This window comes from Phenylobacterium sp., from assembly GCF_030693805.1.
Classification (GTDB): domain Bacteria; phylum Pseudomonadota; class Alphaproteobacteria; order Caulobacterales; family Caulobacteraceae; genus Phenylobacterium.
On sequence record NZ_JAUXZW010000067.1, the window covers coordinates 1 to 20861 of the forward strand.

The following is a 20861-nucleotide window of genomic DNA, read 5'->3' on the forward strand; positions in this document are numbered from 1 at the left end:
CTATCTGCGCACAGCCGCCCTGGCAGTGCTCGGCAAGCAGACCCCGTTGTTCACCCTGGCCCTTTGGCACGGCCTGACGCCGGCGCTCATGATGAGCATGGTCGCGCTTGGCGGCGGCGTGCTGCTCTACAGCCTCTTCCGAGACCGGTTGCGTTTCTCGCCAACCCCGTCGGCGGTGCGCTCTATCAACTTCGCCAAACTCTTTGAAAGGGTGCTGCAGGCGACCACTGAGCAGCTGCCGCGATGGGTCGAGCGACGTTTTCCCTCCAGTCGGCTGCAGCCTCAGATGCTGCTTCTGGCGCTTGTGACGCTGCTCGCTGCGAACGTAAGCCTGACGGCCGCGCCGGTCGCCTTACGTGGTCTGGGCGTCTCCCCAACTGACGCACCTTTTGCGCTGCTGTGGCTCATCGGCGGGGCCTGCGCGATCACGGCGGCGGCCTTCGCCAAGTTCCACCGGCTGGCCGCGCTCATCGCGGCAGGCGGGGCAGGCCTAACGTCCTGTATCAGCTTCGTGTGGCTCTCCGCCCCTGACCTGGCGGCGACCCAGCTGCTGGTCGAGGTGGTGACCACGATCCTAATTCTGCTGGGTCTGCGTTGGTTGCCGCCCCGTCTGAGAGACGCGACGGACCGGTCCCCGGCCGTACGCCTGCGGCGCGCCCGGGATGCGTGTGTCGCGGTGGTCGCGGGCCTTGGCATGGCCGTCCTAGCTTATGCGGTGATGATGCACCCCGTCGACGATTCCATATCCCAGTTCTTCCTAAGCAAGGCCTACACCGACGGCGGCGGGCGCAATGTTGTCAATGTCATCCTCGTGGATTTCCGCGCCTTCGACACTCTCGGCGAGATCACGGTCCTGGCCATCGTCGCTCTCTCGGTTTTCGCCTTGTTGCGACGCTTCCGGCCAGGAGAGGAAAGCGTCGCCGCGCCGCTTCAGCAGGAGACCCAGGACCTACAGGACGACGACGATTCCGATCGGGGACGTGGGCACACCCTGGCGCAATATCTCCATGTGCCTGGTATAATCATCAGGTTGATGGTGCCAGTCATCCTGCTGTTCGCCATCCATCTGTTCATGCGGGGGCACGACCTGCCCGGTGGCGGTTTCTCCGCGGGCCTGACGGTCTCGGCCGCCCTCATTCTTCTTTACATGGCCGGCGGAGTTCGTTGGGTCGAGGCGCGTTTCCGTGTCGCCCCAGTCCGCTGGATCGGCGTAGGCCTGCTGGTCGCCCTGGCGACTGGCGCGGGCTCGATGATTTTCGGCTATCCCTTCCTGACTTCCTATTTCCGCTATCTTGATGTGCCGGTGCTTGGGCGCCTTCCGTTGCCGACGGCGATCTTGTTCGACCTTGGCGTCTTCATCCTGGTGGTCGGCGCTACCTCCCTGATGCTCATCGCTATCGCCCACCAGTCGCTGCGCGGTCCGCGTAGGGCGAGGAAGCCGCTCGCAGATGTGCAGCCGCCGGGAGGATGGGCCTGATGGAGCTCGTCCTCGCAACGGCAATTGGCGTGCTCACGGCCGCAGGGGTCTGGCTGATTCTGCGGTCGCGGACATTCCAGGTCATCGTCGGGCTGACGCTGATATCCTATGCCGTCAACCTGTTCATCTTCTCGACGGGGGGCTTGCGGATAGGCGCTGAACCCGTGCTCAAAAGCACGACTGGCAATCTGGCGGGGTACGCCGATCCTTTACCGCAAGCGCTGGTACTCACCGCTATTGTCATCGGCTTCGCGACCACGGCGCTGTTGCTGGTGGTCGTACTGGCCTCAAGAGGCTTCACGGGCGGAGATCATGTGGACGGCGAGGAGCCCGACGCATGATCGAGCACCTGGTCGTCACCCCGGTAGTGATGCCCCTGGCGGTCGGTGCGGTGATGCTGTTCCTGGGCGCGCGCCGCCGCCGGTGGGAGGCGGGTCTAGCTATCGGCGGCTGTGCCGCGCTGCTGCTGAACGCGATCGCCCTCGTCGTGTTGACGGATGCCGACGCCGGCGGACTCAGCCGCGCCTATGGCGTGGGCGACTGGCCCGCATACATCGCGATCGTTTTGGTCGCCGATCGCCTCTCAGCCCTTATGCTGGTCCTCGCCGCAACTCTGGGGTTGGTAAGCACTGTCTTTGCGCTCAGCCGCTGGTCGCGGCATGGGCCTTACTTCTACGCCCTTGTGCAATTCCTGCTCATGGGGTTGAACGGCGCCTTTTTGACCGGCGACCTGTTCAACCTCTTCGTCTTTTTTGAAGTTTTACTGGCCGCGTCTTATGGCCTGCTGCTGCACGGTTCGGGCCCGCAGCGGGTGAAGGCCGGCCTGCATTACATTGTCATCAATCTGGGGGCATCGCTGCTGTTCCTGATCGGGGTCAGCATGATCTTCGGCGTCACCGGGACGCTCAACATGGCCGTCCTCGCCGAGCGGATCGCTGCGGCGGCGCCCCACACGCGAAGCCTGGTCCAGGCGGGGGCTGCCATCTTAGGCATGGCCTTCCTGGCGAAGGCCGCAGCCTGGCCGCTGGGGTTCTGGCTCCCGAGAACCTACGATGCTGCATCGCCGCCGGTGGCGGCTCTCTTCGCCATCATGACCAAGGTGGGCGTCTACGTCCTCTTGCGTTTGTCTCTGCTGCTGTTTGGGCCCGACGCCGGTCCTTCGAGCGGCTTTGGCGGTGAATGGCTTTTCGCTGTGGGCGCGTTGACGATCGGCGCAGGGCTGGTCGGGGTGCTGGCCGTGCGCGATCTTGGCCGGCTCGGTGGCTACAATCTCGTCATCTCAGCCGGCACCCTGCTGGCGGCGATTAGCTTCGGCAGTCCCGCCATCACCGCAGGTGCGCTGCTTTATATGATGATCTCAACCCTCGGCGCGGCCGCCCTATACCTAATCGTGGGGTTGATAGCGGATGAGCGTGGCGACGTGTTCAAGGTTCCTGGTCGGCTGGAGGATGACGATCCGGCCGATGACGGGATCCACACCGAAGAAGACGAGCGCGTTGTGGTGATCACCGCCCCCGTGGGCATCCTCAGCGCGGCTTTTCTCGCGATCACCCTCGTGGTCGCGGGCATTCCACCGCTCCCTGGCTTCTTCGCCAAAGTCGCAATTCTAATCCCACTCATGGACGAGATGGAGACTTGGCAAGGCGTTCTGTTGGTCACTCTGTTGATCGCCGCCAGCCTGCTGGTGCTGATCGCCTTGGTGCGGGCTGGGATCCAGATTTGGTGGGTGGAATCTGACCGCGTTCCGCCCGCCTTTAGGCTGACTGAGATGGCCCCCGTCGGCGCGCTGCTACTTGTCTTTCTGGCCTTGACGGTCCAGCTGCAAGCTCCTTCAAGCTTCGCGCATCGTGCCGCCGCGCAGCTGCACACGCCCTCCTACTATGTACGTACGGTTCTGGGCGCGGAGACAACCCCATGAAGCGTTTGCTGCCATACCCGGCCATGAGCGCGTTCATCCTGGGCGCTTGGCTACTGTTGAACCAAAGCGTGGCTCCGGGCCATCTTATCCTGGGCGCGATTCTTGCCGTGGCTCTGTCAGCGCTCATGCGACCGCTCGATCTCCCGCCAGTCAGGGTCCGGAACCATCGTCTGATCCTCGTCCTCGCTGCTCGCGTAGCCTGGGACGTCTTGCGCTCAAACATCGCCGTATTCAGGATCATACTGAGTGGAGGCCACCGAAAGATCACTTCCGGCTTCGTGCAGGTGCCGCTTGAACTCAGCAACGGCTACGGCCTCGCCGTCCTAGCCTGCATCATCACCTCCACACCTGGCACTATCTGGATGAGTTACGACGACAAGGAGCGTGTCTTACTGATCCACGTGTTTGACTTGGTTGACGAGGCGATTTGGATCAGCACCGTGACCGAACGCTACGAGCGCCCCTTGCGGGAGATCTTTGAATGAGCGCCCTAATCCTGACCACGTCCATCAGCGTTGCCCAGGCCATGCTAGCCTTGGCTATGGGGCTTTGCCTCTTTCGGATCATACGCGGTCCTAGGGCGCAGGACCGGGTGATCGGCCTCGACGCCTTCTATGTCGCGGGAATGCTCCTGCTCATCACCTTGGGCGTTCGCACCGGCAGCACGAACTACTTTGAAGCAAGCTTGATCATCGCCCTCCTAGGCTTCGCCAGCACGGTCGCTTTTGGCAAATTCCTCATGCGAGGAGAGGTGGTGGAATGAACGCCACGGCCGAGCTGCCTGTTTGGGCTGCCGTTGTCGTCTCAGCAGGAGTCCTTGCGGGCGCTCTCCTGGTGCTGACCGGCACGATCGGCCTCGTGCGGTTGGGGTCGTTCTATCAACGCGTCCATGCCCCGACACTTGGCACAACGCTGGGCATGTTCCTCATCCTGGTGAGTTCGACGTTGTACTTCTCTGTTACGCAAGAGCGCCTGGCTCTGCACGAAGCGCTGATCGCTGTGTTCCTCACACTGACCACGCCGATCAGTCTGATGTTGGTCGTGAGGGCCGCGCTCTACCGGGACCGACAGGCCGGAGACGCCGCTGTGCCGAGCCTGAAGCCATCCGCCGCCACGGATCGTCGGCCTCCTGAAGAATGACCTCCGTCGGCACGCCTAGGACTACGACTTAAGTTGGCTTCGCCCACGGGGCGCGCTTGTTCACATAACGCTCTGCCGGATGGTGCTGCGCGCTCGTTCAGGCGATGGCCGAGCGAGACCTGCCGCTTCTTTCATTGTGCCCCGCTTGTGAGGCGTGGTCAGGGGGTATATATATATCGTATGCCGATATAATTGACTGCGCAGCCAGGTGGATCAATGAGACATCTGAGGATGGGGGCTTTCGGGTTGTGTGAGGGTCGGCCGTGGATAGTGCAGTCTAGAAGGAGAATTTATATGTCTCTTTATATAATCAATACATTAGTCGCGTTTTTCGTTCTTGTAGGATTTCATCTGGCCTTTCGCCAGGAGACAGTGAGAGCCTTGATCGCGCGCGTGCGGCCCTCTGATCGTTCCCTTACTCAGAGAGTAGTTAACGTCGAAAACTCACCGTCTGAAGGGGTGGCCTCTGTGCTACGCATCGGAGGCGTTATGATCATGGCTTTTAGCTTCACCGCGGGCGCTTTCGCGAATCTGATTGCTTATTACTCTGCAGGGCCGGGCTGACGCCGGCGCGTGTGAACCCGAGAGGCTGAGAGAGGCAAGTGACAGCAACCGAGCGATGCGGCCAAGATCTAGCCGGCCTGGTCGACGGCGCGACGCCGGGGCCGCGGACCGGCGGCGTGTCCCGCACAGATACGCAGGCCGGCGCGCACGCGCTCGATCACGTCGCCGCTGCTTCGGGTCGAATAGACCGCGTACACGGAATAGGAGAACTCCGGCGCGCCGTCCACCAGGCGGAGTTGCTGGCTCTCGAGGTACGGTCGCACGATCGCCGAACGGAAATACGCGGCCCCGCCGACGCTCAGGATATAGCTGAGCGCCAGCGGCCCCAACGAGATTGAGACCGCCGCATTGGCCAGTTCCGGAAACGCGGTCTCGTGGCTTGCCGAGAACGGGCCGCCCCAATCGACGTAGACGTAGTCTTCCGGCCCCAGCACGCCGTCCTCGGCTGTGGTCACCAGGACGAGCTTTTCCTCGTTGATGAGTTCGAGCACCAACTCCGGCCGCTGCGGCGGGTTGTAGAGGACCGCCACGTCCAAGGATCCGTCCTGCACACGGTCAAGGAGGCGTCCGGCGGTGTCGACCTCCGCGCGGATGGCGAGGTCCGGACATTCGTGGCGCATCCACAGAAGCCAGTCGGCAAAAAGCGGGCTCCACAGGCTGAACTCACCGCCGATACCCACAAGATTGTCCCGCCCGGGCGGCAATGCGACCTGGGCGCGAGCCCGTTCCCAAACCTGGACGAGCGTAGCGGCATGATGCCGGAACCGTTCTCCCGCGGGCGTGAGTCGGGCGCCCGCGCGATTGCGCACGAAAAGGCGGCGACCGATCTGGTCTTCGAGCAAACGGATGCGGGCGCTGATGGCCGTCTGCGTCAAGTGCAACCGGTCCGCCGCGCCGACGAAGCTGCCGGTTGAGACCACCTCCAGGAAGGTTCGCGCCAGACTGATGTCCATAGTTCAGTGCAACATCTTTGCGTTAAAACCGCAATAGCATTCGTTTGTCTGCTGAAACTCGACGTCTCAGTATGACGCTCGTGGACCTCTCCGTGGAGAGCGGCGGCCCGTCGTCATGGGGCGGTAGCGGCTGCCTCGAGGACCGGCGCGAGATGACGATTGCAGAGCTCCCCGGACCCGGCCTGACGGCGGACCAGTGGACACATATCCGGACCTTGGCGGTTGCGCTGTCTCCACAGCAGATGGCGTGGGTGAGCGGCTATTTCGCAGGTTTTGACGAGGCCAGCCGCTGTGGCGCTTCCGCTCTCGAGACCCCGGCGCCTCAAGACATCGCAGGCGGCTCGTCGCGCACAGTGACGATCCTGTACGCCAGCGAGACCGGCAATTCGGCTGACCTCGCGCGAACGCTGGAGGCCGGGCTTCGAAATCTCGGCCTGACACCGTCTCTCTGGGACATGGGCGACTACAAGGTGCGGCGTCTGAAGGAGGAGCAAGATTTGCTCCTGATCTCCAGCACCCACGGCGAGGGCGACCCTCCGCAATCGGCCGCGGATTTCTTCGAGTACCTTGAAAGCCGCAAGGCGCCAGCTCTGCCAGATCTGCGCTTCGCGGTCCTCGCCCTGGGCGATTCCACCTACGAACAGTTCTGTGAGGCGGGCCGCCGGCTCGACCGTCGCCTGGAGGAACTGGGGGCCAAGCGCGTTCAGCCACGCATCGAGTGTGATGTCGACTACGACGAGCCGGCGGCCGGCTGGATCGCTGCCGCGCTGGCGGCGTTCGCGCCCGCACCAGCCACGGGCGCGGGGAGGGCGGTCGCCGTCGCCCGGACCGGCCCTCCGCCGATCCCGCAGTCCACCCATGCGACGGCGGCCGTTTTCGACAAGCGTCACCCCTTTCCAGCGCCCGTGATCGACAACCTCACCCTGACAGGCCGTGGCTCGAGCAAGGAAACCCGGCATGTGGAACTGTCCCTGCAAGGCTCCGGACTGACCTTCGAACCCGGCGACGCGCTCGGGATCGTCCCACGCAACGACCCGGTCCTCGCGGAAAAACTGCTGGGCGCCTTGGGCTTCGCCGAGGCGGCGACGGTCAATCTCAAGGCGGGGACAATCGCGCTTGGCGAGGCGCTGATGCGCGATCTGGAGATCACGGCGATCACGCCGCGGTTCCTCGACCACTGGGCGAGTCTCAGCGACGCTCCAGCGCTGAAAGTGCTGACGCGCCAGGAGAACGTCGGGGAGCGCGCGACCTTCCTGCGCACCAACCAGATCCTCGATCTGGTGCGCGCCTATCCGGTCAAGGGGCTTGATCCCCAGGTCTTCATCGCGGGCCTGCGCCCCCTGCAGCCGAGACTCTACTCTATCGCCTCAAGCCCGGCGGCCGTCGGCGACGAAGCGCACTTGACGGTCTCGACCGTGCGGTACGAGGTGCATGGCCTGGCGCGCAGCGGCGTCGCGTCCGGCCATCTGGCCGATCGAGCGCCGGTGGACAGCGTGCTGCCCGTCTATGTGCAGGCGAACCCCCACTTCCGCCTGCCGGAGGATCCGGAGACTCCGATCCTGATGGTGGGCGCGGGCACCGGCGTCGCGCCTTACCGGGCCTTTCTGCAGCAGCGAGAAGCCCAGAGTGGCGCCGGCCCGTCATGGCTGGTGTTCGGCGAGCGCAACTTCCGCACCGACTTCCTCTACCAAACAGAATGGCAGACTCATCTGAAGGACGGGCTGCTCACGCGCATGGACGTGGCGTTCTCGCGCGACGAGACCCACAAGATCTACGTGCAGGACCGGCTTCGCGAAAACGCGGCTGACGTGTTCGCCTGGTTGCAGGATGGGGCGCATGTCTACGTCTGCGGAGACGCCGCCCGGCTAGCGCCCGACGTCCATGCGGCCCTGTCCGATATCCTGCAGCAGCAAGGCCGAATGAACCCGGAAGCCGCAGAAGATCACCTGCGCGGCTTCCAGCGCGACCATCGCTATCAGCGGGACGTCTACTGAGATGGCGAACCTGACCGAAGCTCACGGCCCCACCGACCGCAGCCGCGATGTCTCCCAGCCGCTCGAGCGCCTCGGGCCGGACGAAACCCTGAAAGCCAACAGCGACCAGTTGCGCGGCGGCATTGTGCTCAGTCTGCTGGACCGGATCACCGGCGCGGTGAGTGAATCAGACATCAAGCTAATGAAGTTCCAGGGCATCTATCAGCAGGATGACCGGGACATTTGCGATGAACGCCGCCGCCAGAAGCTGGAGCCCGCCTATCAGTTCATGGTGCGCGTCCGGCTGGCGGGTGGGGTGTGCAGTTCCGAACAGTGGCTGAAGCTCGATGAGCTCGCGCGCGCCTATGGCGGCGAGACTCTGCGCATCACCACGCGCCAGACTTTCCAGTTCCATTGGATCCTGAAGCGAGACCTGAAGTCGACGATCCAGGGGCTTCACGAGGCGCTACTGGATACCATCGCGGCCTGCGGTGACGATGCGCGCGGTGTCATGTGCTCGGTCAATCCGAGCCTGTCGGCGCTGCATGCTCGGGTCTATGCCCTTGCCACCCAGGCCAGTGACCACGCGATCCCCCGCATGCCGGCCTATCACGAAATCTGGTACGACAAGCAGCGCGTGGCTGGGTCCGATCCGGAGGAGCCCTTCTACGGCAAGACGTATATGCCGCGGAAGTTCAAGATCGGCTACGTCATCCCGCCGACCAACGACATCGACGTCTACACCCAGGACCTCGGCTTCATCGCCATCGGCGGCCCTGACGGGCTCGAAGGCTTCAATATTGTCATCGGCGGCGGCATGGGCCGCACAGACCAGGCGCACGCCACCTATCCGCGGCTGGCCGACCTCATCGGGTTCGTGCGGGCGGACAAGACCATGGCGGTCATCGACGCCGTCATGTCCGTACAACGCGACTTTGGCGATCGGCTGGATCGGTCGCGCGCCCGCTTCAAATACACCATCGATGACAAGGGCCTCGACTGGATCAAGGCGGAGATCGAAGCGCGGCTCGGCTTTCCTTTGCAGGCCGCACGCCCCTATGAGTTCACGTCGAACGGCGACACCTTCGGCTGGACCCGCGGCGAGGATGGCCGCCACCACTACACCCTGTTCGTCGAGAGCGGCCGGCTAGACAATCGGCCTGGTCGCACGCTGCTCGACGCGCTGCGGGAGGTTGCAAGCCTGCACCGAGGCTGGATGCGGCTCACGCCGAACCAGAACCTGATGATCACCAATGTCGCCGCTCGTGACCGGACGGAGATCGACGCCATCCTGGAGGCGCATGGCCTGTCCAGCGCAAATCATCAGAGCGGCCTGCGGCTGAACGCGATCGCCTGCGTCGCCCTGCCCACCTGCGGCCTCGCGATGGCCGAAGCCGAGCGCTACCTTCCCGCCTTCACCAGCAAGCTTGAAGCGATCCTGACGGCTCATGGCCTGCAGGCCGAGCCGATCACCCTACGTCTCAGCGGCTGCCCGAACGGCTGCTCGCGGCCCTACATCGCAGAGATCGGTCTGACCGGCCGGGCGCCCGGGAAATACAACCTCTACCTGGGGGGCGGTTTCCACGGCCAGCGGCTCAACAAGATGGACCTCGAGAACGCCGGCGAGACCGCCATCCTCGAGCGCCTCGAAGCCATCATCGCCCACTATGCGGAGGATCGACTGGCCGGCGAGCCCTTCGGCGATTTCGCTATTCGCGCCGGCTATGTCCCGGAGGTCAGGGCCGGCCGGGATTTCAACACCTGACGCGCGGCGTCAGCTCGAACAGGAGACGCCAATGTCGTTGCAACTGGGCCAAGTGGCCCCGGACTTTCAACAACAAAGCACCGAAGGCCCCATCCGCTTCCACGAGTGGCTCGGGGACTCCTGGGGCATCCTCTTCAGCCATCCCAAGGACTTCACCCCGGTCTGCACGACCGAGCTGGGCGAGGTGGCCCGGTTGAAGCCCGAATGGGACAAGCGCGGGGTCAAACCGATCGCGCTCTCAGTCGATCCGGTGGACTCGCACCACGCATGGTGCGGCGACATCGCCGAGACGCAAGGCCAGGCGGTCAACTATCCGATCCTGGCGGACGCCGACCTCAAGGTCGCGACGCTCTACGGGATGATCCATCCGGAGAGCGATGCAACCCTGACCGTGCGCGCGGTCTACGTCGTCGATCCCAACAAGAAAATCCGGCTGATCCTCACCTATCCGCCGAGTGCTGGACGCAACTTCGTGGAGATCCTGCGCACCATCGACAGCCTGCAGCTCACCGATCGCGAGAAGGTGGCTACGCCGGTCAACTGGGAGAAAGGCCAGCCTGTGATCATCGTCCCCAGCCTGTCGGACGAACAGGCCAAGGAGCGCTTCCCGCAGGGCTGGAAGAGGCTGAAGCCATATCTGCGCGTCGTGCAACTGCCCGACTAGACCCAGCCGCCTTCGAAAGGATGCCGCCCATGTCGAAACCCAAGTCGCCGCAGACCATAGCCGCCTCCAACGGCATCGGCGGCGATGCGGCCTTCGGGGCGGTGACACCCCCGCTCTATCTGACCAGCACCTTCGCCTTCGACGGCTTCGAACGGGAGGGACCCTACACCTATACCCGCTCAGCCAACCCCACGCGGGACCTGCTGGCCGATACCCTGGCCAAGCTCGAAGGCGGAGCCGGGGCCGTGGTGACCGCCAGCGGGATGGCGGCTATCGATTTAGTGCTCTCGCCACTGGGGCCTGACGATCTGATCCTCGCGCCGCACGACTGCTATTGGGGCACCTATCGGCTGCTGGCGGTGCGGGCGGAGAAGGGGCACTTCGGGGTCGCCTTCGTCGATCAGTCAGACGAGCTGGCGATGGCGGTGGCGCTCGAGAGCGCGCCCTCGCTGGTGCTGATCGAAACCCCTAGCAATCCGCTGATGCGGGTCGTCGATATCGCCAGCCTCGCGGGACTGGCCCACGCGGAAGGCGCCAAGGTCGTTGTCGACAACACGTTCCTGTCGCCGGCCTTGCAGCGCCCCATCTCCCTGGGCGCGGACTTCGTCGTTCATTCGACGACAAAGTATCTGAACGGCCATTCCGACGTCGTCGGCGGCGCCGTGATCGCCGCAAGTGCAGACGCCGCAAAGGCGCTCGCCGACTGGGCCAACATCACCGGCGTCGGGGGCGCGCCCTTCGACAGCTACCTGACCCTGCGCGGCCTGCGCACGCTCTTTCCCCGGATCGAACAACAACAGCGCAACGCGGGCGCGGTCGCGACTTTCCTGGTGGGCCAGCCCGGAGTGAAAGCGGTCCACTATCCCGGCCTGCCGAACCATCCGGGTCACCGGATCGCGCGCCGCCAGCAGAGTGGCTTCGGGGCCATGTTGAGCTTCGAGCTCGAGGGGGGCGCCGAGAGCGTGCGGGCGTTCCTCGGAGCCCTCAAGGTCTTTGTGCTCGCCGAGTCCTTGGGCGGTGTCGAGAGCCTCGTCGCCCATCCGCAGAGCATGACCCACGCCGGCATGAGCGCCGAGGCGCGCCAAGCCGCAGGGATCGGCGCGGGCCTCCTGCGGCTCTCCGTGGGTCTGGAGGACCAGCTCGATCTGCTGGCCGACCTTGACCAAGCCTTGCAGGCGATCCCGTCGGCCAGCGCGATCGAAAACACCATCATGTCCATCAATTAGATCAGAAAGCTTAGCCATGTTCCGATTGCACGACCTTCCCTACGGCTACGGCGACTTGGCGCCTGTGATCTCCGAGACGACGCTGCGCACCCACCACGGCAAGCATCATGCGCGCTACGTCCAGGTCACCAACGACCTTCTGGCGCAGACCGATGCACCCTCGCAGTCACTTGAGGAGGTGGTGTTGGGGGCCGACCGGGCCGGCGCCCACAAACTCTTCAACAATGCTGCACAGGCGTGGAACCACGGTTTCTTCTGGGAATGCATGCGGCCTGGTGGCGCACAGCCCAGCGCCGAATTGGCTCAGGCGATCGGTGCCGCGTTCGGCGGCCCTTCTGAACTGCGCAAGGCGTTCACGGCGGAGGGGGGCGGGCACTTCGGTTCCGGTTGGGTCTGGCTGACCTTAAAAGAAGGGCAGTTGGCGGTGACCTCCACCCATGACGCCGCGACGCCACTTACGGTCGCGGGCGCCACGCCGCTGTTGGTCTGCGATGTCTGGGAGCACGCCTATTATCTCGACCATAAGAACGACCGGATCGGGTTCCTCGACGCTTGGTGGGATCTTCTGGTCAACTGGGATTTCGTCGAACGGCAATATACGAACGCCAAGAGTGGCGCGCCAACCTGGCGCTATCCAGCGGCGGAGACGGTGTGATGGGCCAGCCGACGGAAGCAACCGCTCAGGAGCCCGCACGCCAAGGCGTCGATGATAGGGACAAGGCGGCGATCATCGAAGTGAGCTCGCCGGTCTGTTATGCCGACAAGGCGGTGGATGCGTACATGGGCTTCCTCGACCGCGACGGCCTTGTGGCCGAACTCAACATCCTGTTGGAGGCCGAACGTGCGGGCGCACAGGTTGCGGCGCACCTTGTCGCCGAAGCTGAGCCGCCGGAATTGAAGGATTTGGCCGGCGTCATTCAGCGTGATGAGATACGCTGGTGCAAGATGCTGATCGGGGCTCTCAAGGCGTTGAATGCCGACCCGTCACAGGCCGTAGGCGGCTTCTACGACCAGGCCATGAGCATCGTCGATATCGAGGCGCGCTTCGCGTTCGTCAACCGCGGCCAGGCCTGGGTGATCCGTAAGCTTAAAGCCCTGCTGCCCAGGATCCGTGACGACCAACTCCATGGGGCGCTGCTCGCGATGCTCGCCGCACATGACCACAACGTCACTCAGGCGGAATCTACCCTTGCGGGTTTAGTCAGGGCCCGCAACAGACCCGACGCCCAGGCGTCATAAACCGGAGCCATGAAAGGACATAAGGTCATGGACAACACCGACAGGAGCTTAACTCACCCGGTCTCGGCCGGCGTCGACACCGCCACGGCGGTCGACCCCAAGCTTCGAGCGTTCATGATCGGGGTCTACAACAAGGTGGCGCTAGGCCTTCTGGTCTCAGCTGGCTTAGCCTACCTGACCTCAAGTGTTCCAGCGGTGCGCGACCTGTTGTTCAAGACCACGCCCGACACGGGCCGTTTCATCGGACTGACAGGTCTCGGTGCGGCGACCGTGCTGTCGCCTCTCATCGCCATGATCGGGTTTGGTATGAAGGCCCAGCTGAGTGCGGCGCGGGCGCGGGTGCTCTACTGGTCGATCGTCACCACGATCGGCGCGTCGCTCGGGGTTACCGTCCTCGTGTATACCACCACTTCGGTCGCGACGGCTTTCGCCGCGAGTGCCGCCGGGTTCGGAGCGCTCAGTCTGTGGGGTTATTGCACGGAGCGTAACCTCAGCGCCGTGGGAAGCTTCTGGGTAACTGGTCTCGTCGGGTTGCTGATGGTCATCGGACTGAACATTTTCCTCCAGAGCCCCATCATAGGCTTTGCGGTAAATGCAGTGGGCGTGACCATCTTCGCTGGCTTGATCGCCCACGACACCCAGCGACTGAAGAGCTTCTACCAGGTGAGTCAGCACGACACCGGAGCCATGAGCGCGGCGGCGGACCTCGGCGCGTTGAGCCTCTATCTCGACTTCATCAATCTCTTCCAGTTCCTGCTGGCGCTCATCGGAGGTCGTCGGTGAGCGAAACGCCGCGTTCACCAGGCGGGCATTCGACGTCTGCGCATCAAGATCGCCAGACCTTCAACGACCGTCGGGGCGGTCAGGAACCTGCAGAAGTTCGACTCAAACCGCTCATTGATGGCTACCGGCGCTTTCGCACGACGGAATGGCCAAGGGAGCGCGAGCGATTTGAGCTGACCGCGACCCATGGCCAGCAGCCTCACTCCTTGGTCATCGCCTGCTCAGACAGCCGGGTTGATCCGCAAATGATTCTTGGCGCCCGCCCTGGCGAGCTCTTCGTTGTCCGCAATGTCACCAACCTCGTCCCGCCCCATGAGCACGACGAGGCTCACCACGGCACCAGCGCTGCGATTGAGTTCGCGGTTCGAGTCCTGGACGTGGGCCGCATCCTGGTCCTCGGCCATGGCATGTGCGGGGGCGTGAAGATGCTGCTCGACGATCCGCCGCCGGTCGGATTCGACTTCGCCACGCGATGGATGGATCTGGCCAAGGACGCAAAGTCGATGACGGCGGACTGCGACACGCCGGAGGACCGACACAAGGCGTGCGAAGAGGCCACGGTGCGCCTTTCGCTCGAAAATCTGCTCACCTTCCCCTGGGTAGTGGAAGGGGTCAGCGCGAGCCGTCTCTCCATCCATGGCGGCTACTTCGATATCCGGCACGGTACGCTCTACATTCTCCAGCCGGACGGTCAGTTCGCCGCAGCGCGGGATGAGGGCGAGCGACCTGCCACCTGATAGAAGGCCAGGCGAGCGTGGCGCCCGTCAAAGACAGCCAACGGCTTAAGCGCTGAGACCGTGCGCGAACGGGCAAAAGGCGGCTTAGGGGGGGCAGGCACTAGATTTATATCGCATGACGATGTGACCAATGTCATTCAAGTCCCGATGAGTAGGACTGTCGCACGCCGCTCAGCTGGGATGAACGATGGATAAGAACAATCAATCTCGGCATCCACCGGTCCTCACGGGTGCAGAGTATCAGGCGCTGGCGACATTCCGGCACGGCGTGAGGCGCTATCTCGCCTTCGCCGCCGCGGGCGCGCGCTCCGTCGGCCTGACGTCGCACCAACATCAAGCCCTGCTGGCTATCAAGACGCATCATCCAGCGGGCGCGCCATCGATTGGCGATCTCGCCAACCTATTGCTAGTCAAGCACCACAGCGCCGTCGAACTGGTCAGTCGATTGGTGAAAGCTGGCCTCGTACAAAGGACTTCAGCCGACGACGATCGACGCAAGGTTATGATGTCGCTCACCGAAGCCGGCGAGGCGATTCTTTCCGCTCTTTCGGCCAATAATTTGGAAGAACTGCGCGCAATTGCACCCACGTTCTCCCAGCTTTTGCAGCAACTGGACCGCAGCGAATGAGACTGAGCAGCGGCTGGACGGCATGATGCAGGGCCAATTCGATTGCGCCTTACTGTCCGTGGGTGCGCGTCGCCCGGGCCGAAGCGCGCTAGCAGCCGGCCCTAACCGAGGCGCGGCTTATCAAAGAACCGCTCCGAATAGGGCAAAGAGACTTCGCGAAAGATGCTGAGGCGTAGTCTGCGCTATCAAGACCGCCTCTGACGTCGAACCATTCGCTGAGGTTGTGCCTGTTCGGAAGGTGCCTTTGAAGGACTCACTTAACGCTCTCGACGTGACCTTTGCCGAAGTTTGCCAGTCTGTACTTCTCGTACATTAGTCGTGAAAGAATTATCTTATTGCGCAAAGATGGAGTTATATACGTCAATAAGACGATCGTTGGTCACAAGATCAAGCGGAATCCGATATCTACAGTAAGGCACAGATAGGTCACGGATTTATGAGGCGAGTACCCCTTAAATCTATAGTCCGACTTACTATCTACATTGGCATCAGTGGATGGACTGCGCGGAGCCACGGTCCAGGCTCGTGAATCCGCGCCTGATGGAGGTACGCCATGATTGACGTGCTCGGAGCGCCCCCTAGCGCTCGGCCGAAGATTTTCGTGGTCGACCGCGAATACGACCCGTTGGCAGACTTAGTGTGCAGCTCCGCACGAGAAACTGTCGGACTGAATCTTCTGTGGGAAGAGCTCGAACGCGCCACGCTGCTGCCGTCGCACAAAGCGCCAGCGGGGTTAATCCGGATGGGCTCGTGCGTTTGGTTCACCGATCTCATCAGCGGTGAATCTCGATCTGTCCGCTTGGTGTTTCCGAGGGAGCCGGCTTCAAATGCAACGGTTTCGGTGGCGAGCAGCTTGGGCGCGGCCCTCGTGGGACTGTGCGCCGGTGACGAGATCGAGTGGCGGGCTGCCGACGGCAAACTGCGACACGTGAGGGTTGACAGCGTCGCGCCCCCGCCACCGCACAAGCCGAAGAGAATGTCGCTGGCTGAGTTGTTGGCGGACTTTACGCTTAATGACGCCGGGACCCCGGCGCGCGCATCGTAGCAAGGTTGTTTTGTGAGTGGATGACGCCAGGGGGCAATTCGTCGATTTTGAGCTCTTACGCCCGCCAACAAGGGTGCGCTGGTCGGCACCTCGAACAATCATCGACTTCGTTGATAAGGGACTCGCGTTTTTCGACCTGACGTCGGCGGAACGCGACCTGGCTTAGGAAAATGGTGTTGGCACCGCAAGGTCGCTGCAGGCAAATCACCCTTCCTCGTGATGAGAGGGCGCCAAATGGAAGTGCGCGCGAAGGACCGCACCGGCCGGCGTTTGTTCAAAACGATTAATTCTGCCGTGTCCGAGAGCAATGGAGAGCCGGCTCCGAAACAGGCCGATGAGAGCAATTTACGCCGCGGTGAAGAAGCTCTCGGCGAGGCGACAAAATTCTGAGGTGCGCTCGATCTGAACCCAGTGGCCGGTGTTCGCGAAGACGTGCATGCGCACGTCCTGCAGCACATCCATCAGGACGAGCGACGTCTTGGCGAACGGCACGACCTGGTCATTGTAGCCGTGGACCAATAGGACCTGTTGTGTGATGGCCGCGAGTTCATCCCAGCTCAGCGACAGGTCGTCGTGCCAGCGCTGGCGCGGGGCGGGGAACATTGCGCGCCATGCCGCGTCGGCGGCGGGATCCTGGCTAGCCTCAAGGCGCAGTCTCACAAGATCCGGCGTGTTGATCCGCTGATCGTAGGCCAGGAGCTCGATCGCCCGCTTCATATTGGCTTCACTGGGCGTATAAGCCCAGACTTCGTCCAATCCGGGTGGAATCAGACTGGGGACGCCGAGCGTCCCCATGTTCAAGATGCGGCCGATCCGTCCCGGCACGGTGGCGGCCATGGAGAAGGCGATCGAGCCTCCCATGGAGTTGCCGATCACATCGAACTTATCGAGCCCCATCGCGTCAGCGAATGCCAGGCCGTGGCGAGTCCAGCGTTCTCGCCCGAAACCGCCGTTGGCGGGAATGGTCTTGTTGAAGCCGAGCTGATCGTAGGCGAGCACTCGGAAGCTCTTTGCAAGGATTGGCATCACCAGGCGCCAGTTTGCCCAGGCCGACACGCCTGGACCGGAACCGTGGATCAGGAGCAGTGGCGGACCCTCGCCTGCATCATGATAATGCGTCGCCACGCCGCCGATATCTATTGTGCGGCCTGCCGCCAGGTCATCGAGAGGCGCGCTCATGGGATCCCTGCAAGGCTAGTTGAGCTTTGCCATTCTACGCCCTAGATAGCCCCGCGGGTAGCGGTTTGCGCGCGCCCCCGCAGTCGTTATTCGGATGCCTGTCCGGCGGGTAGCGACCGTCCGGGAAATGACCCCGTCCGACTTAGATATTGGTCTGGTCAGGCGGCACGCCGACGGGCAGTTGCGCCGCGCCCTGGGCCTCAACACACAGGGAGGGGTCAACGCCCACGCCGTAGCAGGTCATCGAAAGCGACCCCAGGGCGTAACCCCGCACAAAGGGACGAGCGGCGCCGTCCGCGATGGCCGCGCCTGCCAAGTACAGGAGTGGTGCGAAGTGATCGAGCGTTGGCACGGCGCGTGCGTAGTCAGGATGCGATGTCAGACGGAGGACACCCGCCGGGTCCGCGGCCAACTGCTCGACAGCGGCCTCGTCGAAGCGCTGCGCCCAGTCAAAACCATGGTCTGGCCGGTTCCAGTCGATGAGCCGCAAGTTATGGACAACGTTGCCGCTGGCGAGGATCAGCACGCCTCGATCGCGCAGTCCGGAAAGTCGCGCCCCCAGTTCCACGTGATAGTCGAGCGGCTTTAGCGCATTGATCGAGAGCTGAACGATCGGAACATCAGCCTGGGGATACAGGTGGGCGAGAACGCTCCAAGCTCCATGGTCGAACCCCCACTGATCGCGGTCCAGGCCCACCCATTCGGGCGCGACTAGATCCGCGACCTCCTTCGCCACGTCGGGCGCCCCGGGCGCTGGATAGTCGAATGCGAACAGCTCAGGTGGGAAGCCGTAGAAATCGTGGATTGTGCGCGGCTTAGCCATGGCGGTGACTGCCGTCGCTCCAATGAACCAATGCGCGGAGACAACCAGCACTGCCCGCGGGCGCGGAATTCGCTCGCCTATAATCCGCCAGACGCGTGTGAAGCCGTTTACCTCGAGCGTGTTCATCGGGCTGCCGTGGCCAATAAATAGAGCGGGCATGCGGGTCATGACGATGCGTTCAACTCCGCGGATAGGCGGTGTAGACCCGGCTGATGAAGTCGTGGAACTCGCTCATGAATGATCGCAAGAACGCTTCGGTCGAAGGGACGGTCACGTCGCCGTCATCGGTGATCAGCCCGGGTGTGAAGTGGATGTACCCTTCCGGCGCATTCATCAGAGGCGAGTTGCAGAACCCCAGTACGCCTTTGAGATGTTGCTGGGCGATCGCCGTGCTGATCGAGCCAGGCGAAGCGCCGATCACGGCTGACGGTTTGCGCGCGAATGCATTAGCCCCATAGGGACGGCTCGCCCAATCGATCGCATTCTTGAGGGCGCCCGGGATCGAGCGATTGTATTCCGGTGTCACGAACAAGATTGCGTCGGAATCCATAATCGCCGACTTGAACGTCTGAGCGATCGCAGGGTAGTCGCTGTCGTAATCGTAACTGTACAAAGGCAAATCTCGGAAATGGATCTCCTCGAATTCCAGATCCTCAGGCGCCAATCGGATTAAAGCCCGCGTGAGCTTTCGGTTGATCGAAGCCTTAGCGAGACTTCCAACCAAATAGCCGACCTTGTGAGATGTCATGACGCATCCTCCACAATGTGTTGAGTGCTCCGCAGAATGAATGCGCCAAATGGCACCTTGGCGCCAGTCGCCAATGGAAATCCTCGTGAGATCGGCCCTTCCCTCCTGTCCGCGCCTAGAAGCCGCTGCGGCACGGGGTACGCCGCTCGTAGCAAACGCACTGAATACCACTGTGTATGAATAATGTACATTTCATCCATTCCGGTCGCGCGCCCGCCCGGACCTATCGCCACTCACGAACTTCGCCTCGTAGGCGGCGCGGCAGAGTTATTCGCGCGAATGGGCCGCAGCTGATTGTGCCCGACTTGACCCCAGACGAAGTCTTCAGAGCTGATTGGTATATGCGGCAGACGCGACCGGACGAGGTCCTCTGTGTGAACAGTGGCCTTTTGGTTCGCTAATTGGCTTGCCCGTGAGAGCACTCTTCCGCTAGCGCCGGCTCACGGCCGCGATCACGTTATTGGAATTCTTTTGCTCGAGCCGCCGCCACGCCCTGTAAACCGTTCATTTGAGAGTCTTCTCAACAGACAAATAACGGCTCCCTCAGATCGAGGTCGTTATTGCGTGAATTACTGTCCGCCGCACGTTCGGTTCGTTAGCCGCGCTAAGATCGAAGGCCGACCTTGGTCGCTCGCCATACATTCCAAATAGGGCGCACAGGCTAGCATGAATGCTCGCTGCGGCTCGTCGGCAAGGATCCTCGCGTCAGCCCACAGAATTCGATTTAGTAGAGCATCCTCTCGCAGGAGCTCGACCATCATCGGATTGCGCCGCCGTCGCGGGGCGGCGGCCCGATAACCGCTCGCGGTGGACTCCGCGTATCGCCTAAGCGCGTCCGAACCGGACAAGTGGAGGTGTTCACTCTGCACCCGAATTCTGGCCTCAGCTGAGGAATGGATGCGCTGGGGTACGAGAAACGAAGATAGATCGATGTGCGCCGGAGCGGCGACCTGATGCCTTAGGGCGGCCGCGGCCTGATCCAATGCCAGGCCCAACAATTGGTCGCGACCTGAGGGTGAGCCGGCGCATTCCGCCGAATGCCCACGGAGAAGGTCGCACGCCGCCTCCCTATCCCGGCGTGTGGTCAGCTCGAGCGCCTCCCAGGATGCCTCCGCGCAGATCGCCTGCACGGCCTTCGCCAGTAGGCGGTCTTCGGCGATGCGACCGCCGCGACGCATCAGGATGCCGCCGCGCGCGAAACCTTGAGAATTTGCAGGATGCGCTCGCGCCCGTCACGGGCAGGCCAGCTGATGGACTGCCCTGCTGTCAAGCCGATGAGACCGGCGCCCACCGGCGTCAAAATCGAAATCCGACCTTCCGAGATGTCCGCCTCAGTCGGATAGACCAGGGTCACAGTTTGTTTGAGGTCATGCGCGCCGTCGACGAACTCGACCACAGAATGCATGCCAATGATGCTGTCGCCGACCAAATGGTCGGCACGAATGTCGGCGCGCTCGATCTCATCAAGCAAAAGACCAGCAGCGAGTGGGGCGTTGGCTTCCATTTGACTGGCGAGGTTCGAAAGACGTTCCGCGTCGGTCTCTCGCAGAACGATGGGCGGTCGCTTATTTGATTTGGCCTGACGAGCCATTGCGGTGCTCCAAGGATGCAAAGCCGCTCGCCGGCAGGGGGACGACGAAGACGGTGTCAAAAAGGAGGAGATCGCCCCGGACCCCGCTTGCGTAACCGGAGTCCGGGGCTATTTGCCTGCGAGGAGGCTACCGCCGTGATGGCAAAAGCGCCTGAAGGTGGATGGCCGTATCATCTGGTAACTCATCGCCCAGTTGGTTGGAAAGTCAAACGCTGTACCAAAGCCACCTGAGCCCTTGAGGAAATCCACCCAGCAGGTTTGACTTCCTCGCAGGATCGTTCAAGATGACGGCATGCAGTGCCATGTCTGCTCTTTGGCCGTTCGGCGGCCCATCTGCCTAATCCCAGGCACGTAACCCTGGCCCTCTAAGAACGCCGTCGCGTTCCTGGGTCAGGGACACCCCGTATA

Annotated in this window: 21 protein-coding genes; 16 read left to right on the plus strand and 5 right to left on the minus strand. The window is 62.8% G+C overall.

What is annotated here, in order from left to right; translation table 11 throughout:
* The 6 genes from mbhE to mnhG all read left to right on the plus strand — a co-directional run.
* A partial coding sequence (mbhE, locus tag Q8M88_RS02675; protein ID WP_305594703.1) for a hydrogen gas-evolving membrane-bound hydrogenase subunit E occupies window positions 1-1477 on the plus strand: 1477 nt, incomplete at its 5' end.
* Window positions 1477-1818 (plus strand): Na+/H+ antiporter subunit C, encoded by a 342-nt coding sequence (locus Q8M88_RS02680; protein WP_305594704.1) that lies wholly within the window; start codon window positions 1477-1479, stop codon window positions 1816-1818. The genes mbhE and Q8M88_RS02680, both read left to right, overlap by 1 nt.
* On the plus strand, window positions 1815-3395 hold the full coding sequence (locus Q8M88_RS02685) for a monovalent cation/H+ antiporter subunit D (protein ID WP_305594705.1): 1581 nt from the start codon (window positions 1815-1817) through the stop codon (window positions 3393-3395). Before Q8M88_RS02680 ends, Q8M88_RS02685 begins: the two co-directional genes overlap by 4 nt.
* Window positions 3392-3880 (plus strand): Na+/H+ antiporter subunit E, encoded by a 489-nt coding sequence (locus tag Q8M88_RS02690; protein ID WP_305594706.1) that lies wholly within the window; start codon window positions 3392-3394, stop codon window positions 3878-3880. Before Q8M88_RS02685 ends, Q8M88_RS02690 begins: the two co-directional genes overlap by 4 nt.
* Window positions 3877-4158, plus strand: coding sequence for a K+/H+ antiporter subunit F (locus Q8M88_RS02695; RefSeq protein ID WP_305594707.1), 282 nt, complete (start codon window positions 3877-3879; stop codon window positions 4156-4158). Before Q8M88_RS02690 ends, Q8M88_RS02695 begins: the two co-directional genes overlap by 4 nt.
* The gene (mnhG, locus tag Q8M88_RS02700) at window positions 4155-4535 is read left to right on the plus strand and encodes a monovalent cation/H(+) antiporter subunit G (protein WP_305594708.1); all 381 of its coding nucleotides are present in this window, start codon (window positions 4155-4157) and stop codon (window positions 4533-4535) included. The genes Q8M88_RS02695 and mnhG overlap by 4 nt, the downstream gene beginning before the upstream one ends.
* Window positions 4536-5167: 632 nt before the next feature.
* Here the strand turns inward: mnhG and Q8M88_RS02705 are convergent.
* A complete protein-coding gene (locus Q8M88_RS02705; protein WP_305594709.1) occupies window positions 5168-6052 on the minus strand; it encodes a LysR family transcriptional regulator in 885 nt (294 codons plus the stop codon).
* A gap of 71 nt (window positions 6053-6123) precedes the next feature.
* Between Q8M88_RS02705 and Q8M88_RS02710 the strand changes: the two genes are divergently transcribed.
* From Q8M88_RS02710 to Q8M88_RS02755, 10 genes are all read left to right on the plus strand, one after another.
* Complete coding sequence (locus tag Q8M88_RS02710) at window positions 6124-8046, plus strand: assimilatory sulfite reductase (NADPH) flavoprotein subunit (protein WP_305594710.1); 1923 nt, start codon at window positions 6124-6126, stop codon at window positions 8044-8046.
* Between the two features lies 1 nt (window position 8047).
* Window positions 8048-9790 (plus strand): NADPH-dependent assimilatory sulfite reductase hemoprotein subunit, encoded by a 1743-nt coding sequence (locus Q8M88_RS02715; protein ID WP_305594711.1) that lies wholly within the window; start codon window positions 8048-8050, stop codon window positions 9788-9790.
* Between the two features lie 31 nt (window positions 9791-9821).
* Window positions 9822-10454: a peroxiredoxin gene (locus Q8M88_RS02720; RefSeq protein ID WP_305594712.1), complete on the plus strand. Its 633-nt coding sequence runs from the start codon at window positions 9822-9824 to the stop codon at window positions 10452-10454.
* A 29-nt stretch (window positions 10455-10483) separates the two neighbouring features.
* Window positions 10484-11680 (plus strand): cystathionine gamma-synthase, encoded by a 1197-nt coding sequence (gene metB, locus Q8M88_RS02725; protein WP_305594713.1) that lies wholly within the window; start codon window positions 10484-10486, stop codon window positions 11678-11680.
* A gap of 16 nt (window positions 11681-11696) precedes the next feature.
* On the plus strand, window positions 11697-12335 hold the full coding sequence (locus Q8M88_RS02730; protein WP_305594714.1) for a superoxide dismutase: 639 nt from the start codon (window positions 11697-11699) through the stop codon (window positions 12333-12335).
* On the plus strand, window positions 12335-12919 hold the full coding sequence (locus Q8M88_RS02735; RefSeq protein ID WP_305594715.1) for a DUF6306 domain-containing protein: 585 nt from the start codon (window positions 12335-12337) through the stop codon (window positions 12917-12919). Before Q8M88_RS02730 ends, Q8M88_RS02735 begins: the two co-directional genes overlap by 1 nt.
* Window positions 12920-12946: 27 nt before the next feature.
* Window positions 12947-13702 (plus strand): Bax inhibitor-1/YccA family protein, encoded by a 756-nt coding sequence (locus Q8M88_RS02740; RefSeq protein WP_305594716.1) that lies wholly within the window; start codon window positions 12947-12949, stop codon window positions 13700-13702.
* The gene (locus Q8M88_RS02745) at window positions 13699-14439 is read left to right on the plus strand and encodes a carbonic anhydrase (protein WP_305594717.1); all 741 of its coding nucleotides are present in this window, start codon (window positions 13699-13701) and stop codon (window positions 14437-14439) included. Before Q8M88_RS02740 ends, Q8M88_RS02745 begins: the two co-directional genes overlap by 4 nt.
* 187 nt (window positions 14440-14626) lie before the next feature.
* A complete protein-coding gene (locus Q8M88_RS02750; protein ID WP_305594718.1) occupies window positions 14627-15067 on the plus strand; it encodes a MarR family winged helix-turn-helix transcriptional regulator in 441 nt (146 codons plus the stop codon).
* 553 nt (window positions 15068-15620) lie between these two features.
* Window positions 15621-16112: a GreA/GreB family elongation factor gene (locus Q8M88_RS02755; RefSeq protein WP_305594719.1), complete on the plus strand. Its 492-nt coding sequence runs from the start codon at window positions 15621-15623 to the stop codon at window positions 16110-16112.
* Window positions 16113-16457: 345 nt separating this feature from the next.
* Here Q8M88_RS02755 and Q8M88_RS02760 read toward each other — a convergent pair whose 3' ends face one another.
* The 4 genes from Q8M88_RS02760 to rnk all read right to left on the minus strand — a co-directional run bounded on the left by Q8M88_RS02760 (window position 16458) and on the right by rnk (window position 20453).
* Window positions 16458-17291: an alpha/beta fold hydrolase gene (locus Q8M88_RS02760; protein ID WP_305594720.1), complete on the minus strand. Its 834-nt coding sequence runs from the start codon at window positions 17289-17291 to the stop codon at window positions 16458-16460.
* 142 nt (window positions 17292-17433) lie between these two features.
* Window positions 17434-18282, minus strand: coding sequence for a 4,5-DOPA dioxygenase extradiol (ygiD, locus tag Q8M88_RS02765; RefSeq protein WP_305594721.1), 849 nt, complete (start codon window positions 18280-18282; stop codon window positions 17434-17436).
* A 10-nt stretch (window positions 18283-18292) separates the two neighbouring features.
* Window positions 18293-18862: an NADPH-dependent FMN reductase gene (locus tag Q8M88_RS02770; protein WP_305594722.1), complete on the minus strand. Its 570-nt coding sequence runs from the start codon at window positions 18860-18862 to the stop codon at window positions 18293-18295.
* A 1177-nt stretch (window positions 18863-20039) separates the two neighbouring features.
* Entirely contained in the window at window positions 20040-20453 is a 414-nt protein-coding gene (rnk, locus tag Q8M88_RS02775) for a nucleoside diphosphate kinase regulator (protein ID WP_305594723.1), read from the minus strand.
* Window positions 20454-20861: the final 408 nt, after the last annotated feature.